This window comes from Microbacterium ureisolvens (genome assembly GCF_015278315.1).
Lineage (GTDB): Bacteria > Actinomycetota > Actinomycetes > Actinomycetales > Microbacteriaceae > Microbacterium > Microbacterium ureisolvens.
This window is the reverse complement of record NZ_JADIJE010000005.1, coordinates 291533-306081: the sequence shown is the minus strand read 5'-3', so window position 1 is coordinate 306081 and position 14549 is coordinate 291533. Positions and strand designations below refer to the sequence as shown.

General features: G+C 68.8%; 15 protein-coding genes. 2 read left to right on the top strand and 13 right to left on the bottom strand.

All coding sequences use genetic code 11. From position 1 onward, the window contains the following. Nucleotides 1-104 precede the first annotated feature (104 nt). Nucleotides 105-1382, top strand: coding sequence for an ROK family protein (locus IM767_RS10635; RefSeq protein WP_109210328.1), 1278 nt, complete (start codon nucleotides 105-107; stop codon nucleotides 1380-1382). 103 nt (nucleotides 1383-1485) lie between these two features. Further along, nucleotides 1486-2925 carry a sugar phosphate isomerase/epimerase gene (locus tag IM767_RS10630; RefSeq protein ID WP_239453280.1) on the top strand — a complete coding sequence of 480 codons (1440 nt, stop codon included), beginning with the start codon at nucleotides 1486-1488 and terminating at the stop codon, nucleotides 2923-2925. Between the two features lie 66 nt (nucleotides 2926-2991). Here IM767_RS10630 and IM767_RS10625 read toward each other — a convergent pair whose 3' ends face one another. The 13 genes from IM767_RS10625 to IM767_RS10565 all read right to left on the bottom strand — a co-directional run bounded on the left by IM767_RS10625 (nucleotide 2992) and on the right by IM767_RS10565 (nucleotide 14489). Then, a complete protein-coding gene (locus IM767_RS10625) occupies nucleotides 2992-3861 on the bottom strand; it encodes a ThuA domain-containing protein (protein WP_109210327.1) in 870 nt (289 codons plus the stop codon). 79 nt (nucleotides 3862-3940) lie between these two features. Beyond that, nucleotides 3941-4948 (bottom strand): sugar phosphate isomerase/epimerase family protein, encoded by a 1008-nt coding sequence (locus IM767_RS10620; RefSeq protein WP_109210326.1) that lies wholly within the window; start codon nucleotides 4946-4948, stop codon nucleotides 3941-3943. Nucleotides 4949-4950: 2 nt separating this feature from the next. After that, nucleotides 4951-6132, bottom strand: coding sequence for a Gfo/Idh/MocA family protein (locus IM767_RS10615; protein ID WP_109210325.1), 1182 nt, complete (start codon nucleotides 6130-6132; stop codon nucleotides 4951-4953). Next, nucleotides 6129-6545: a C-glycoside deglycosidase beta subunit domain-containing protein gene (locus IM767_RS10610; RefSeq protein WP_109210324.1), complete on the bottom strand. Its 417-nt coding sequence runs from the start codon at nucleotides 6543-6545 to the stop codon at nucleotides 6129-6131. Before IM767_RS10610 ends, IM767_RS10615 begins: the two co-directional genes overlap by 4 nt. Before the next feature lie 8 nt (nucleotides 6546-6553). Further along, the gene (locus IM767_RS10605; protein ID WP_109210323.1) at nucleotides 6554-7336 is read right to left on the bottom strand and encodes a nuclear transport factor 2 family protein; all 783 of its coding nucleotides are present in this window, start codon (nucleotides 7334-7336) and stop codon (nucleotides 6554-6556) included. A gap of 18 nt (nucleotides 7337-7354) precedes the next feature. Beyond that, nucleotides 7355-8389, bottom strand: a complete 1035-nt coding sequence (locus IM767_RS10600; protein ID WP_109210322.1) for a sugar phosphate isomerase/epimerase family protein — start codon at nucleotides 8387-8389, stop codon at nucleotides 7355-7357. After that, a complete protein-coding gene (locus IM767_RS10595; protein ID WP_109210321.1) occupies nucleotides 8386-9513 on the bottom strand; it encodes a sugar phosphate isomerase/epimerase family protein in 1128 nt (375 codons plus the stop codon). Before IM767_RS10595 ends, IM767_RS10600 begins: the two co-directional genes overlap by 4 nt. Beyond that, on the bottom strand, nucleotides 9510-9914 hold the full coding sequence (locus IM767_RS10590; protein ID WP_109210320.1) for a C-glycoside deglycosidase beta subunit domain-containing protein: 405 nt from the start codon (nucleotides 9912-9914) through the stop codon (nucleotides 9510-9512). The genes IM767_RS10595 and IM767_RS10590 overlap by 4 nt, the downstream gene beginning before the upstream one ends. Nucleotides 9915-9963: 49 nt before the next feature. Continuing rightward, nucleotides 9964-11484, bottom strand: a complete 1521-nt coding sequence (locus IM767_RS10585; protein WP_109210319.1) for a GMC oxidoreductase — start codon at nucleotides 11482-11484, stop codon at nucleotides 9964-9966. After that, on the bottom strand, nucleotides 11481-12275 hold the full coding sequence (locus tag IM767_RS10580) for a TIM barrel protein (RefSeq protein ID WP_109210318.1): 795 nt from the start codon (nucleotides 12273-12275) through the stop codon (nucleotides 11481-11483). Before IM767_RS10580 ends, IM767_RS10585 begins: the two co-directional genes overlap by 4 nt. A gap of 37 nt (nucleotides 12276-12312) precedes the next feature. Next, nucleotides 12313-12681 (bottom strand): nuclear transport factor 2 family protein, encoded by a 369-nt coding sequence (locus tag IM767_RS10575; protein WP_109210317.1) that lies wholly within the window; start codon nucleotides 12679-12681, stop codon nucleotides 12313-12315. 7 nt (nucleotides 12682-12688) lie between these two features. Then, nucleotides 12689-13525, bottom strand: coding sequence for a carbohydrate ABC transporter permease (locus IM767_RS10570; RefSeq protein WP_109210316.1), 837 nt, complete (start codon nucleotides 13523-13525; stop codon nucleotides 12689-12691). A gap of 1 nt (nucleotide 13526) precedes the next feature. After that, nucleotides 13527-14489, bottom strand: a complete 963-nt coding sequence (locus IM767_RS10565) for a carbohydrate ABC transporter permease (protein WP_109210315.1) — start codon at nucleotides 14487-14489, stop codon at nucleotides 13527-13529. Between the last annotated feature and the right edge of the window lie 60 nt (nucleotides 14490-14549).

Sequence of the window (14549 nt, the reverse complement as noted above, 5' to 3'; positions counted from 1 at the left end):
GACGCCTCCTTACTTCGGCTGGAAGCGTACCTAAGTGTGAAGTCGTTTGACTATAGATGTCACGATTTCCGTGTCTAGTGCGCGGCGTTATGTAAGAATCGACCATGGCCAGAGAGTCCACCCTGCGGTTCGGCGCACAGACCGACGAGATGACGAGCCTTCTTCGCATCGTCAACATGGTTCGCACCGGCGAGGCCTCGACCCGCCCCGAGATCGGCCGGGTGACCGGTCTCGGCCGCGGCGTCGTGACGCAGCGCGTCGACCACGCGATCGAGATGGGCTACCTCGCCGACGGCGAGTTCGGCCCCTCTTCTGGGGGCCGCGCACCGCGCACCCTCCGCTTCCGCGGCGACGCCGGACGCATCGTCGTCTGCGCCCTCGGCGCGCTCCACATCCATGTCGGCGTCGCACTCCTCGACGGCGACGTCATCGATCAGGAGCATTCGCCGTGGGACATCGCCCGCGGACCCGCGGAGACGCTCGACAAGGCCCTGAGCATGATCGACGAGGTGCTCGCGCGCACCCCGGACGTGCCAGTCTGGGGCATCGGTGTGGGCGTGCCCGGCCCGGTCGACTTCGACAGCGGTCGCCCGGTCGCACCGCCGATCATGCCCGGCTGGAACGGCTTCGATGTGCGGCGCCGCTTCGAGCAGCGCTACGACGCACCCGTGTGGGTCGACAACGACGTGAACCTGCTCACCTTCGGGGAGCGCGCCCGCCGCGACGACGACCGCCTCGACCTGATCTACTGCAAGATGGGCTCCGGCATCGGCGCGGGACTCCTCTCGCACGGGCGCATCCACCGTGGCGTCAACGGCGCCGCGGGCGACATCGGCCACGTGCGGGTGCGCGATTCTGATGCCCTCTGCCGCTGCGGCAAGATCGGATGCCTGGAAGCCGTCGCCGGCGGGTGGGCGATGATCCGCGACGCCCTCGCCGAGATCGAGGCCGGCGCCACGGGTGTGCTCGCCACCGCCGTCGCCGACGGCGAGGAGCTCACGCCCGAGCTCATCTCGATCGCAGCCGAGAACGGCGACGCGCTCGCGATCCGGCTTGTGCAGCGCTCGGCCCGCGTCGTCGGCGAGTCGATCGCCGCGCTCGTCAACATGTTCAACCCGTCAGTGATCGTGATGGGCGGCGCCATGGCCGGCGCCGGAGAGCTGCTGCTGGCCGAGGTGCGTCAGCGCGTCTACGAGCTGTCGCTCCCCCTCGCCACGCGAGATCTGACGATCGCGCAGTCCGTCAACGACCGGCGCGAGCCGCTGCGCGGCGGTGTGGAGATGGTGCGCGAGCAGCTCTTCGAGGTCACCTTCCCCCGCTGGTTCGGCGACGGGCGGCCCACGGTCGTGGCGATCCGCGGCGCCCTCGAAGCGGTGGCGTAGGACTCTCGTCATTCGCCGACAACTTCTTACAGAAATCAACAAAAGCGTGTAGTTTCCTGTCTGAAGCCGGCTCTGCCGGCGCCGACACAAGGGAGTGAACACGATGGCGTTGCCGCTGCTGCTGGACGATGCGCTCGTCGCGACGGATTCGGGCTTCGCCCTGCGCGTGAGCCTGCCGTGGATCCGGTCGATGCCCCTCGCCGCCGTGACCGACATCGCGGTGCAGGTCGACGGGGCCCCCGTCTCCGTCACGGTCCGCCTCGGTGAGCGCGAGGTCGAACCCGACGCCCTCCAGGCCGAGCAGGGCTGGTGGTTCATCCAGGACCGGCTCGAACTGCACGGCGAACGGATGCTGCCTCCCGGCGCCCACGACATCTCGGTGTCGTTCGTGCTCGTGGTGCCGTACCTCCAGGCCGGGCCATCCGGTCCGCTCGCCCTGCCGTTCCGCGCCGAACGGCCGCTCGTGCTCGGGGACGCGGCATCCGTTCGCCCGCAATCGACGGCCGGGCGAACGACCGTTCGCGAGCCGGCGAGCGCGCCCCAGAATCACGCTCCCGGTGACTGGACCTTGTCAGCCAGTGCGTTCAACTGGACGCCCGAGGTGATCCGCGCCGAACGGACGGCCGACGACATCGCGATCGGCGTCGTCGCGGACGGCGTCGCATCGACCATCGAGATCGAGGCGGGTCAGGTGTGGCGCTCGTTCCCCGAGCCGTCCGACACCGAGGTGGATGCGTTCCGCGAAGGTCTGGCCGTGGCGGGCGGCGCCGTGACGATCGTCGGAGCGAGCCTCGACGACTGGATCTCGCCGACGTATCGGCGCACCGAGCAGGAGCGGCTCGCGTTCCTCGTGCCGCAGCTGCGCGCGGCGGCCCGGCTGGGCGCCCGCGGCGTGCGCGTGCCGTTCGGTCAGACGGGTCCGGAGCTGCTGCGCCTCGCGCAGCCCGTGCTCCACGAGCTGGACGTGGTCCTCTACGAGGAGATCCAGGGGCAGCAGACGCTCGACGTGCCTGCGGTCGCGGCGAACCTCCAGCTGCTGCAGGGACTCGATGATCCCCGCATCCGCGTGCTCGTCGACATCAGCCTGCTCATGCCCTCGCTGCCGCCGTCGTACCTCGACGAGCTCCGCCGGGGCGGCGTCGACGACGAGCTGGTGCACCGCCTCGAGACCGAATGGCGCGCGCCCGAGACCCACCAGGCCGTGATCGCCACGCTCCGGGAGGGACGCGTGCCGCCCGCCGTCCACACGCTCTTCATGAATCTGCTCGTACGGTTCGGTCGGTCGGACGTCGCCGACCTCGAGCCGCTGCTCCCGCTCACCGCCGGCGTGCACCTCAAGTTCTGGGATCTCGACGACGCCGACGGCCGCGTCTCCGCGCCGATCGCCGACATCGGGGCGGCCCTGCGTCGCACCGGCTTCACCGGCACGCTCACCAGCGAGTGGGGCGGCCACGAGTGGCTGGACGCCGATCCGGCGGAGACGACCCGCGCGCACCTCGCGCTTGCGCAGCGCGCACTGTCGGCCGTGGGCACGGCCCGCTGACCGCGGGTCGCTCGACGACGCGGAGGGGCCGGACGCGACGCGTCCGGCCCCTCCGCGTCCCGCGACTCAGCCCTCGTGGTTGTAGTACGGCCACGGCAGGAAGCGCCGCTCACCACGACGATCCGGGCCATCGAGCGTGATCTCGCCGATCGCCGCCCACTCGACGCCCCGCGGGAACATGCGGATGAACTCGATGCGGCGGAACGTGTCGATATCGTGGCCGATCGTGATGGTGAACGACCGGCCGGCGCCGTACTCGTTGATCCAGGCGATCGGCTGATCCGTGTTCATGCCCGGAAGCGCAGCGATGCCCTCCGGCGGGATCTCCACCGGGTAGTGCGACATCGGCCACATCGGGGCCTTCTCGTACGACTCGAGGTCGTCGTACGTCGTGAGGAGCACCTGGGCGCCCTCGGCGATCTCGACGCCGGTGAGGATGTCGTCGCCGGTGACCGTCCACCGGGCGCTGATGCCCTCGGTGATCGCGTGCCGCGGCTCGACCGTGTCGAGCTGCGCCTCGCCCCACGGCCGGGGCCGCAGTCCCCCGGCGACGGTGAGGCGGGAGCCGCGCATGACGTTGTACTCGTCGGGGTAGCCCCAGTCGTCCTCCTGCGCGGCGGACCCGTGGAACCACACGATGCCTTTGCCGTCGTCATGGACGAACTTCAGGAGCGCAGCATCCGTCTCCGCTCCGAAGCCGACCGCCTTCTCGTGGTAGCCGTCGCGACCTTCGAAGACGACGATGACGACGTCGTACTTGTCGATGATGTCGGCGCCGAGTCCGCGCGGATCCTCGACGATGCGGACCCGGAAGCGCCCGGTGTCTTCGAGCAGGGTCGTGAGCCACTGGTTGTGCTGGCGGAAGCTGCGGAACTCGTTGTCGTGCTCGCGGGTCATGTGACCCGACAGGATGAGCGCGTTCAGGACATCGGTCATGCGGAACACTCCTTCGTGCAGGGCGTGCGAAGGCACGCCGAAGGGCGCCCCGGCGGATTCGGGGCGCTTCGGTCGAGGCCTAGTCGGTCTTGGTGGAGAAGGCGGCGTCGAAGGCGGCAGCGGGCGGCGTGATGGCGTTGAGCTTCCGCACGAACGCGATCGCCTCGGGTGCGCCCTGCAGACGGTCCATGCCGGCGTCCTCCCACTCCACCGACGTCGGGCCGTCGTAGCCGATCGCGTTGAGAGCCCGGAACAGCGGCTCCCACGGCACCTGGCCGTGCGCGGTCGACACGAACGTCCAGCCGCGACGCGGGTTGGCCCACGGCAGATGCGAGCCGAGCACGCCGTTGCGTCCGTCGAGGTTGGTGATCGACTCCTTCACGTGCACGTGGAAGATGTGGTCCGCGAAATCGAGCACGAACGCGACCGGGTCCAGCTGCTGCCACATGAAGTGCGACGGGTCGAAGTTGATGCCGAAGCTCTTCCGATGCCCGATCGCCTCGAGGGTCGCCTTCGCCGTCCAGTAGTCGTAGGCGATCTCGGACGGATGCACCTCGAGCGCGAACCGCACCCCGACCTCTTCGAACACATCGAGGATCGGGTGGAACCGGTCGGCGAAGTCCCGGTAGCCGGCGGCGATCCACTCGTCGGACGCCGGCGGGAACATCGCCACAGCCTTCCAGATCGACGAGCCCGTGAACCCGGTCACCGTCTTCACGCCGAGCTTCGCCGCGAAGCGCGCGGTGTCCTTCAGCTCTTCGGCGGCCCGCTGACGCACCCCCTCTGCATCGCCGTCGCCCCACACCCGGTCGTTCACGATGTCGCGGTGGCGCTCGTCGATCGGATCGTCGCACACCGCCTGACCGGCGAGGTGGTTCGAGATCGTCCACACCTTCAGGCCGTTGCGCTCGAGGATGTCGAGGCGCGACTGCACGTAGTCCGCGTCGCCCCACCGCGACACATCGATGTGGTCGCCCCAGCACCCGATCTCGAGACCGTCGTAGCCCCACTCCCCCGCCAGGCGCGCCACCTCCTCGAACGGCAGATCGGCCCACTGACCGGTGAACAGGGTGATCGGACGAGGCATTGCTATCCCTTCACGGTGACGTCGGCATTGACGGAGACCCAGACGGAGTCGTGGGCCGAGCTCTCCTCGACGGCGGCGAGCACCCGCTGGACCGACAGCCCCTCGTCGAACGACGGGTGCGGGTCGGTGCCCTCGGCGATCGCCGTGACCAGGTCCACGACCTGGTGACTGAACCCGTGCTCATAGCCCAGCATGTGTCCGGCCGGCCACCAGGCCGCGACATACGGATGCGACGCTTCCGTCACCAGGATCCGCGTGAATCCCTGCGTCGGCTCAGGCGCCGTCCGGTCGTAGAACCAGAGCGTGTTGAGATCCTCGAGGTCGAAGCGCAGCGCGCCCTTGTCTCCCGACACCTCGATCGACAGGTCGTTCTTGCGCCCGGTCGCGAACCGCGACGCCTCGAACGACACCAGCGCCCCCGACTCGAGGCGCCCGGTGAACATCGCGACGTCGTCGACGGTGACCTCGCCGTAACCCTCGGCCGCGGTGCCCGAGAGGCCGGAGCCCGAACCCTGCAGCGGGCGCTGCTTCACGATGGTGTCGACGACGCCCGAGACGGCGGCCACGTCGAGTCCGGTCACGAACTGCGTCATGTCGATGATGTGCGCGCCGATGTCGCCCAGCGCACCGGAGCCAGCGTGCTCCTTCTGCAGACGCCAGGCAAGCGGCATCTCGGGATCGACCAGCCAGTCCTGGCGATACGCCGCGCGCACATGCGCGATCTTACCGACGGCGCCCTGCGCGATGAGGTCCCGGAGGAAGGTCACGGCGGGCACGCGGCGGTAGGTGAAGCCGACCATCGACCGCACGCCACGCGCGGCGGCGCGGGACGCGGCCTCGGCCATCGCCCCGGCCTCCTCGACGGTGTTGGCCAACGGCTTCTCGCACAGCACGTGCTTGCCGGCCTCGAGCGCCGCGATCGCGATCTCGGCGTGCGAGTCGCCCGGCGTCACGATGTCAACGATGTCGATGTCGTCGCGCGCGATCACCTCGCGCCAATCGGTCGCCGACTCCGCCCAGCCCCACTGGGCCGCAGCATCCGCCACCGCCTTCGCGTTGCGGCCGACGATCACGGCCATCTCGACGTCGTCGGGCACCGAGAACACGTGCGGCGCCTGCCGCCACCCCACCGAGTGCGCGGCGCCCATGAAGCCGTAGCCGATCATGGCCACGCGGAGCGTCATGCGAGCACGACCTCACGCTCGACCGGCACGCGGTTGGTCACGTACCTGCCGGGGCCGCCGTCCACGCCGGGCATGATCTGCATGTAGAGCAGGCGCATCGTGAGGACGACCTCGACAGTGAGCTTCTCCCCCGCGGCCGGCGGCGACGCGAGGGCGATCTCGACGTCGGGCCGGTCGGCGACGAACCAGAGCGTCTCGGACTGCTCGGGCAGCTCGTCGATCGTGTACGAGCGTCCCTGCAGCACGAAGCGCAGGTCCTCCCTCGGCACGGCGACGCCGTTGACGGATGCTGCGACATCGTCGACCGCCGACAGCCAGAGGCTGCGGTACCAGGGCAGCTGCACCGAGACCGCGATGCCGTCGTCGGTGCGGCGGACGTCCTTCTCGGAGAAGAGCGAGTTGTGGGTGGCCATGGGGTCTCCTAGGCGAAGGTGTCGGTGAAGTGATCGTGCGCGACCGGCGGCGCGGGCTCGAGCTTCTGCACCGTCTCCGGGCTGTACGGGTGGTTCTTCGAGGCGACCGGCTCGTCGGCCGGCGGCATGAACACCGGCTTGCCGTCGTCCCCGAAGTACATGAGGTCGAGGTCGAAGGCGCCCTGGTTCTTCAGCCCGAAGCTGATCCAGTTCTCCTCGAACGGCGCGCGCGCGAGCTCATAGCAGCGGAACTTCCAGAACCGCCACTCGCCGTCCTGCTTGAGGAAGTCGATCGCGTACTTGCACCACACCCAGTGCGCCCAGACCTTCTTGCCGAGCACCTCCTCCGGCGAGTACATGTCGGGGAACGCCTCGGCCACCTTCGGGTCGGTGAGTCCCGACTCGGTGCCGGCCATCAGCCAGACGCCCTTGGCGGTCTGCCCGTCTCCGGCGACCTCGATCACCGGGGTCGTGGTGGCGTGGAGGATGAGCTTGCCGGCCGGGGTGGGCCGGTCGCGGTGGTAGCGCGTGACGCTCTCCCACGTGGTGTACTGGCCCGCGTTCGTGTAGCGCGCGCGAATGCCTTCCGTCCCCTCCTTCACCCACAGGGGGATGATCTGCTCGTCCTGGAAGGCGTTGTGCAGGTACATGTAGCGGTTGAAGAGGTTCTCCACCTGCCCGCGGTCCTCGGCCCGCTGGGCGAGGCGCTGGGCGCCCTCGACCTGCTCGCGCAGGCGCGCGACCTCCGCGGCGAGTTCGGCGACAGTGGCTTCGGCGACAGTGTCGGTCATTTCTGCTCCTGTGTCCGCTCAGGCCGGCTGGCGCTGCGCGACGGTCTCTTCGATCGCACGACGCATGAGCGCGTGCTGCTTCTTCACGAGGTCGATGGGGTCGGCCTCGCCGAGGTCGGAGAAGGCGTGGCCCTCCCATTCGCTCGAGAGGTAGCCCTGATAGCCGCCCTCGACGAACTGCCGCACGATGCGCGGGATGTCCATCGCGGGCTCTTCGCCGTCGGCGCTGATGTCGTAGAACTTCGCGTGGACGTGGAAGATCTGCGGCATGATGTCGAGCCACTCCTCCGGCGGCACGAGCCCGTGCATGTTGAACGCCAGGCGCGTGAACGGACCGGCCTTGAGGAAGTCCCACCCCTGCGCCGTGAGGTAGTCCTCGAACTCCTGGTTGCGCACGTGCATCGGCAAGGGCTTGTGCCAGATCTCGTCCATCACCGGGAAGTACTCCTCCGGCATGTCCATCTGGCGGAGGGTGCCCAGCAGGCGCGGCGAGAGGCTGTGCATCGTCGACGAGAAGTCGGCGGTGAAGCCCAGCCGATCGCTGCCGAGCTCTTCGTAGAGCTCGCGGATCTGCAGGACCTTGGGGCTGTTCGGGCCCTCGGGCGCGTGGATCTCGTAGCCGAGACGCTGGTCGTACTTCTCCGCGAGCGGCAGGAGGCTGCGCAGCAGCTCCTTGCCCGCAGAGCGGATGACGACCCTTTTGAAGCCCAGCGTGTGCGCGGTCTTCAGCTGCCGCGCGAGGAAGTCGTGCTCCTCGTCGGGCGTCATGTCGCGGTCCTTGCGGCGCCCCATGTCGAGGTTCGTGCCGACGGCGCTGGGCTCGAGCTCGTACTTCTCGAGCGAGTCGAACCACAGCTTCACGAAGGCGTCGTCGACGTCGGGGTAGGTGCGCAGCAGCTGCGCGATGTTGAACTCGACGCCCGGTCCGATGCCGTTCTCGGCGACGGCGGCGATGAGCGTCTCGGGCGTGTAGAGGCCCGCGGCGAACTCGCTCGTCATCGAGTACAGCGTCGTGCCGAGGCGGATGCCGGTGCCGGCGATGTCGGCGCTCATGCCTTCGCTCCTTCGACAAGCTCAGGAACCGACGTCCTGGTCGGAAGCCACTGGGCCAGCTGCAGACGTGCGTCCGCGGCATCCGTGACCATGCGCGAGCCGGCCGCCTGCGCAGCCGAGCGCTGTACGGCCTGCTCACCGGCGATGATGTCGAAAGGCGACTGCCAGTGGTTCCAGTGCCAGCCCTCGTACTCGCTCGAGATGGCGCCGTTGTAGCCGTTCTCGACGAGCAGAGTCACGAGGTCGCGCACCGGCACCGAGGGCTCTTCGCCCGTCTCGTCGATGCCGAAGAACTTGCCGTGCACGTGCTTGATCCACGGCATGATCTCGAGCCAGTCGTCCACGCGCGCCGGGCCGAACAGGCCGGTGCCGTTGATCGCGAAGTCGATGCCGAGGTCGGGGCGGCCGTTCTGCGCGGCGAGGCCGATGAAGCGGCCGAAGCGCTGGCCGTGGTCGGCCTGGTCGGCGGGCGGGCCCTGCTCGTAGAACTCGTCCCACAGCTGGACGACCTTGCCGAGGAGCTCCTCCGACGCGCCGCGGCGGCGGTAGGCCTCGAGCAGCGACGGCGCGAAGCCGGTCACCGTGGCGCCCCAGTCCATCGTGAAGCCGAGGAACGGCGAGCCGACCTTCTCGTAGCGGTCGCGAAGCGCCAGGATGCGCGGGTGCAAGGCGTACTGGTCGGCGTGCACCTCGAGGGCGAGCGTCACGCCGTACTCCTCGGCGATCGGCGCGAGGGCCTCCATCGAATCCGGCTCGATCGAGATCTGCACACGGGCGATCGGGAACCCGAGCTTCGCGGCGGCCGCGATCTGCCGGCGCATGTACGCGAGCAGCTCGTCCTGAGTCAGGAGCCGGTCGCGGTGGATGCCGATGTCGGCGTTCACGGCGAGCGAGGTGGTGACGAGGCCGGTCTCGTCGACGAGGTCGCGGAACCAGCCGGCGAAGCGGTCGTCGATCTCGGGGAAGCCGCGGAAGCTCGAGAAGCCGATGATCTCGAGACCCGGGCCGTAGCCGTCGGCGGCGACCTTGCGGATGAGGCCCTCGAGGTCGTACTCGCGACCGTGGAACGCGCGCGTGAAGCTGTAGAGCGTGACGCCCTGGATGGGCGAGCCGAGGCCGGTCATGCCGCCACCGCCTTTCGTGCGGTCATGGTCTTGGCGTCGTGCTCCTCGATGTGGAGCACCTCGTTCTCGCCGATGACGATGTACGGGATGTAGAGGGTGAGGCCGACCTCGACCTTGTGCTCGGCGTCGCCGGCGAGCTCGAGGTCGCCCGAGAGCACGGCGGAGTCGGTCGGGAACCACCAGTCCTGTGTGTTCGGCACGAGCTCGTTGAAGGTGAAGGTCTGGCCGTTCATCCCCCAGCGGAGGGAATCGGCCGGCACCTCGACGCCGTCGACGGTGAGCGTGGCGCGGCCGATGCACGAGGCGGGCAGCGCGCGGTACCACGGCAAGCGAACCTCGACCGAGACACGGGCGCCGTCGGTCGTGAGCGTTCCCTGCTCGATGATGCGATCGGGTATCACAGAGTCCTCCTTGACACTTAGTTCTTGTTTCTACACTCTAATGTCTGATTTAGACATAAGCAAGAGTGCGAGCGATGTGGCGCGCTCCGCGCACCCCGAGCGCGACCGACGTCAGCGTGGGGTTGCACGCCGTCGCGGTCGGGATGACGCCGTTGCCTGCGACGAACAGTCCGGGCACGCCCCACACCTCGCTGTCGGGGCCGCAGACGCTCTGGCCGTCGTCGGTCTCGCCCATGCGGGTCGTGCCCTGGTAGTGCAGCGACGCACCGAGCGGCATCTTGAACGGCCGGTCGCCGATCGGCTCGCCGACAGCCTTCGCGAGCTCGACGATCTCCGCACGCGCGCGATCGAGCACGGCGTGATCACGGTCGGTGAGCGTGTAGTGCAGGCGCATCGCCGGCATCCCATACGAGTCCTGCTCGGTGTCCGAGAACTCGACGCGGTCGTCCCACTGCAGATCCTTGGCGCAGAACAGGCCGAGCCCGACGATCGATCCGGGGATCACAGGGTCGTCGTCCGCGAGCGGCACCGGCGAGGCGTCGAGCTGCATGATCTGCCCGTGGAACGGCATCTCGTCCGTGAACGGCACCCAGCTGACGCCGCTCTGCTCGGAGAGGGCTCCGGATGCTGCGATCCCGTCCTCTGCGGGCGGCTCGACGTCGCGCAGTCGCGAGGCGTAGACCACCTGCGTCTGGTCGTTGAGCATGCGGCCGAGCGCGGCGGGGCGCACGCCCGACGCCCACAGCACCTGCGGGGTGCGCAGCGCGTCCGCGGCGACCACGACGGCGCGGGCGCGCACCTCGTGCACCTCACCGGTGCGGAGATCCCGGACCTCGACGCCCGCCGCGCGTCCGTCCTCGACGAGCACGCGCGTCACGAGCGACTCGTCGAGCAGTGAGAAGGCGGGATTGCGGCGCGTGACATCGCCCAGCACGACGTCCGAGCCCGACCATACGAGTCGCCCGTCCTCGCGCCGGTGCACAGCCAGGGGCATGCGCTGTACGCGGGTCTCCTCGGCGCGATGGTCGTCCACGGCGGCTGCGAGCCGCTCACGCACGAGCGCCGTGAAGGGCGCCGCGTCGAATGCATCCGTCGTCACGCCCAGCAGGCGATCGCCCTCATCGAGCAGTTCATCCAGGTCGGGGAGGAAGGCGATGCGCTCGCTGCCGCCCGGCCGCGGGCATGCACCCGTCCAGTGCGCCGCCATCCCGCCGACGTTGCTCGAGAACGCGGCGACAGGGAGACCATCCTCGCCGTCGGCCTGGTAGCCGTCGGAGAGCAGATAGGTCCCCGGTCGCGCGCGACGCATCCCGGAGGTGACGGCGCCCGGGTTGTTGACGGTCGCCTCACCGGCCCCAGGGCCTTCCGACCTCCGCTGCGCTTCGGCCCGGAGATCGGTGTCTTCGATGTTCTTCACGTGCGCACCTGGCGGGTCGGAGACCGTGGGGCCGACCTCGAACATCGCGATCGAGGCATCCGGCGCCTCCTCGCTCAGGATGCGCGCGTACGTCGCACCGGCGGGACCGCTGCCGACGATCGCGACGTCGACCGACGCGGGGTAACGGCTCATGCCGTGACCGCCAGCTCCCGGATGAGGGCGACGGATGCCGCGGACTCGACCGTCGGGTAGTACTCGAGGCCGATCGGCCCGTCGTAGCCGTTGGTACGGAGGATGCCGAAGCGCTCCGCCCAGTCGAGGTCGCCGGTGCCCGGTTCGCCGCGGCCGGGGGCGTCGGCGAGCTGGACGTACTTCACGAGGTCGCCCGCGTTGGCGAGTTCGACGGCCATGTCCTCGCCCTCGACGGCCGAGTGATAGATGTCGTACAGCACGCCGAATTGCGGCGACGCGACGCCGCGGGCGACGTAGACCGCCTCGGCGGTGCGGTCCAGGAGCGAGCCGGGGTGGTCGACGCGCACGTTGACCGGCTCGAGCACGAGCGTGATGCCCGAGCCGTCGATCTGCGCGATGGCCTTCTGGTAGATCTCGATGAGCTTGTCGAGCTGCACCTGACGCTTCCAGCCGCCGAAGCCCGTGCCGCTGCCGACGACGATGCGGGGGCAGCCGAGGTCGGTGGCGATCGCGACGCCCTCGTCGAGCTTGCGGAAGAACTCCGAGTGGTCCCACGGCGGGATCATGAACTGCGTACGGGGCTCCGCGAGCTGGGCCGTGAGCTGCGTGCCGGTCTCTTCGAGCGCGGCCTTGAGCGCCGGCAGATCCTTGGGCGTCGCCGGGGCGTCCACTCCGGTGGGGCCCCACATCTCGACGGCGTCGAACCCCGCCGCGGCGGCCGCGCGCACGCGGTCGTGGTAGTCGCCGGCCTCCGTGAAGAGGAGTTCGATGTTGGGTGCGAGCTGATACATGGGTGAGCCTTCTCTCGGTCCCCGAGCGCGTCGAGGGTCAGAACATCGGGTGGTCGTGGGCGGCATGCACGGGCACCTGCTGCAGCACGTCCCAGTGCTCGACGATCCGGCCGTCCTCGAATCGGTAGATGTCCGCGACCGCGGCGTCCGCAGCGCCGGGTCGGGAGGCTTTCACGTGCACCATGGCGAGGTCGTCGTCCACGAGGATGCGCTGGATCTCGAACCTCGCATCAGGCGATCCGTCGAACTTCGGGGTGAGCATCGCGATCGCCGGCGCGGGGCCGTCGCCGATGGTGGGGTTGTGCTGGATGTAGTCGTCCGAGACGAGGAAGGCGAACGCTTCTGCGTGTAGAAGAGGTCGACGAACGTCTCGAACGCCGCGCGGTTGTCGGTGCCCACGGCGGATCGACCCCTCAGCCCTTCAGGCCGCCAGCGAAGCCCTGGATGAACTTCTTCTGGGCGAACATGTAGAAGAGCAGAATCGGGATCATCGAGATGATCACGACGGCGAAGATCTTGTTCCACGCCGATACGAGACCGCCGACGTACGTGTACATCGCGACAGGCAGCGTCTGGGTGGTCGAGCCGCCCAGGAAGATCAGCGAATTGAAGAAGTCGTTCCAGACGATGAGACCCGCGAGGATCGCGACCGTGCCCGTCGCCGGCGCCATGAGCGGGAGCACCACCCGGAAGAACGCCTGCGTCGGCGAGGCTCCGTCGATGACGGCCGCTTCCTCGTACTCGGTCGTGAGGCCGCGGAAGAAGCTGGCGTAGAGGAACACCGACAGCGGCAGCAGGATGCCGATCCACAGCAGGATCATGCCGATCGCGTTGCCGGTGAGGCCGACGGACCGGGCTCCGATGTAGAGCGGCACGGTGCCCAGCTGCGCCGGCAGGATGATCGCGATGAGCACCAGGTAGAACGTCAGGTTCGTCCAGGCGCGGGTGCGACGGGTGATGACGTAGGCGGCGACGGAGCCGAACAGCACCAGTCCGAAGATGGCGCCCGCCGTGATGATCGCGCTGTTGAGGATCGCCATGGGGATGCTGTTGCGTCCGCCGGTGGTCAGGACCTCGATGAACGCGTTGAAGTCGAGCGACTGCGGCGGCGCCATGGCGCTCGTCGTCAGCGCCTCCTGGTCGGTCTTGAATGCGGTGGCGATCAGGAAGTAGAAGGGCAGCAGCCCGATGATCGTGATGATCCAGATGAGGACTTCCCGCACCGCGGTGAGCTTGGTGTAGCGGAACATGTCAGGCCTTTCGAGCGGCGTCGCGGTCGCGCGTCGCGTACTGCTGGAGGATCGCGAAGACGAGGATGATGAGGGTCAGCACGAGCGCGAGCGCCGAGCCGAAGCCGAACTGGCCGAGCGAGAACGCCTGCTTGTAGACCTGGGTCGCGAGGGTCTCGGTGGCGCCGGCCGGACCGCCGGCCGTGAGGGCGAGGATCTGGTCGAAGATCCGCAGGCCCTGGATGATGCCGAGCGTCGTCGCGATCGCGATGGAGGGCCGGATGCCGGGGACCGTGACGTGCCAGAACCGCTTGAAGACGCCGGCACCGTCGAGTGCGGCCGCCTCTTCGAGCTCGACCGGCACCGAGGCGAGGCCGGCCAGGTAGATCACCATGACGAAGCCGGTCTGCTGCCAGACGACCGTGAGCAGGATCGCCCAGATCGACCAGGTGGGGTCCGCGAGCCAGACCTTCTGCATCTCTTCGAGGCCGATCGCGGCGAGGAAGCCGTTGAGCGGGCCGTTGAACTGGAAGATGAACTTCCAGACGTACGCGACGGCGAGCGGGCTCAGCACGACGGGCATGAAGAGCAGCGTCCGCAGGATGTAGCGGGTCTTCAGCGTGCGGTTGATGGCCAGGGCGAAGCCGAGCCCGAGGATGTTCGTCAGGATGACGGAGCCGAACGCCAGGAAGAGCGTGTTGATCACGGCGCCGACCATGAGCGGGTCGTTGAAGATCCGCACGAAATTGTCGAGGCCGATGAACTCCCAGTCCCCGAGGCCGGTCCAGTTCGTGAAGGCGAAGAAGCCTCCCGTCAGGGTGGCGACATAGTGCACCGCGATGACGAGGATGATGGCCGGAAGCGCCCACCACCAGTGCCCGTAGCTGATCAGCGGGCGGCGGCCGCCGCGGGGGCGCGGCGTGCGTCGGGCCTCGGGTGGCACCGTGAGGGTGCGCGTCGCGTCTCGCTCGATCGTCACTGTCATCTACTCTCTGACCTCGTCGTCATGCGCCCCTTCACCGGCGGCGTCACAGCCACTATCACA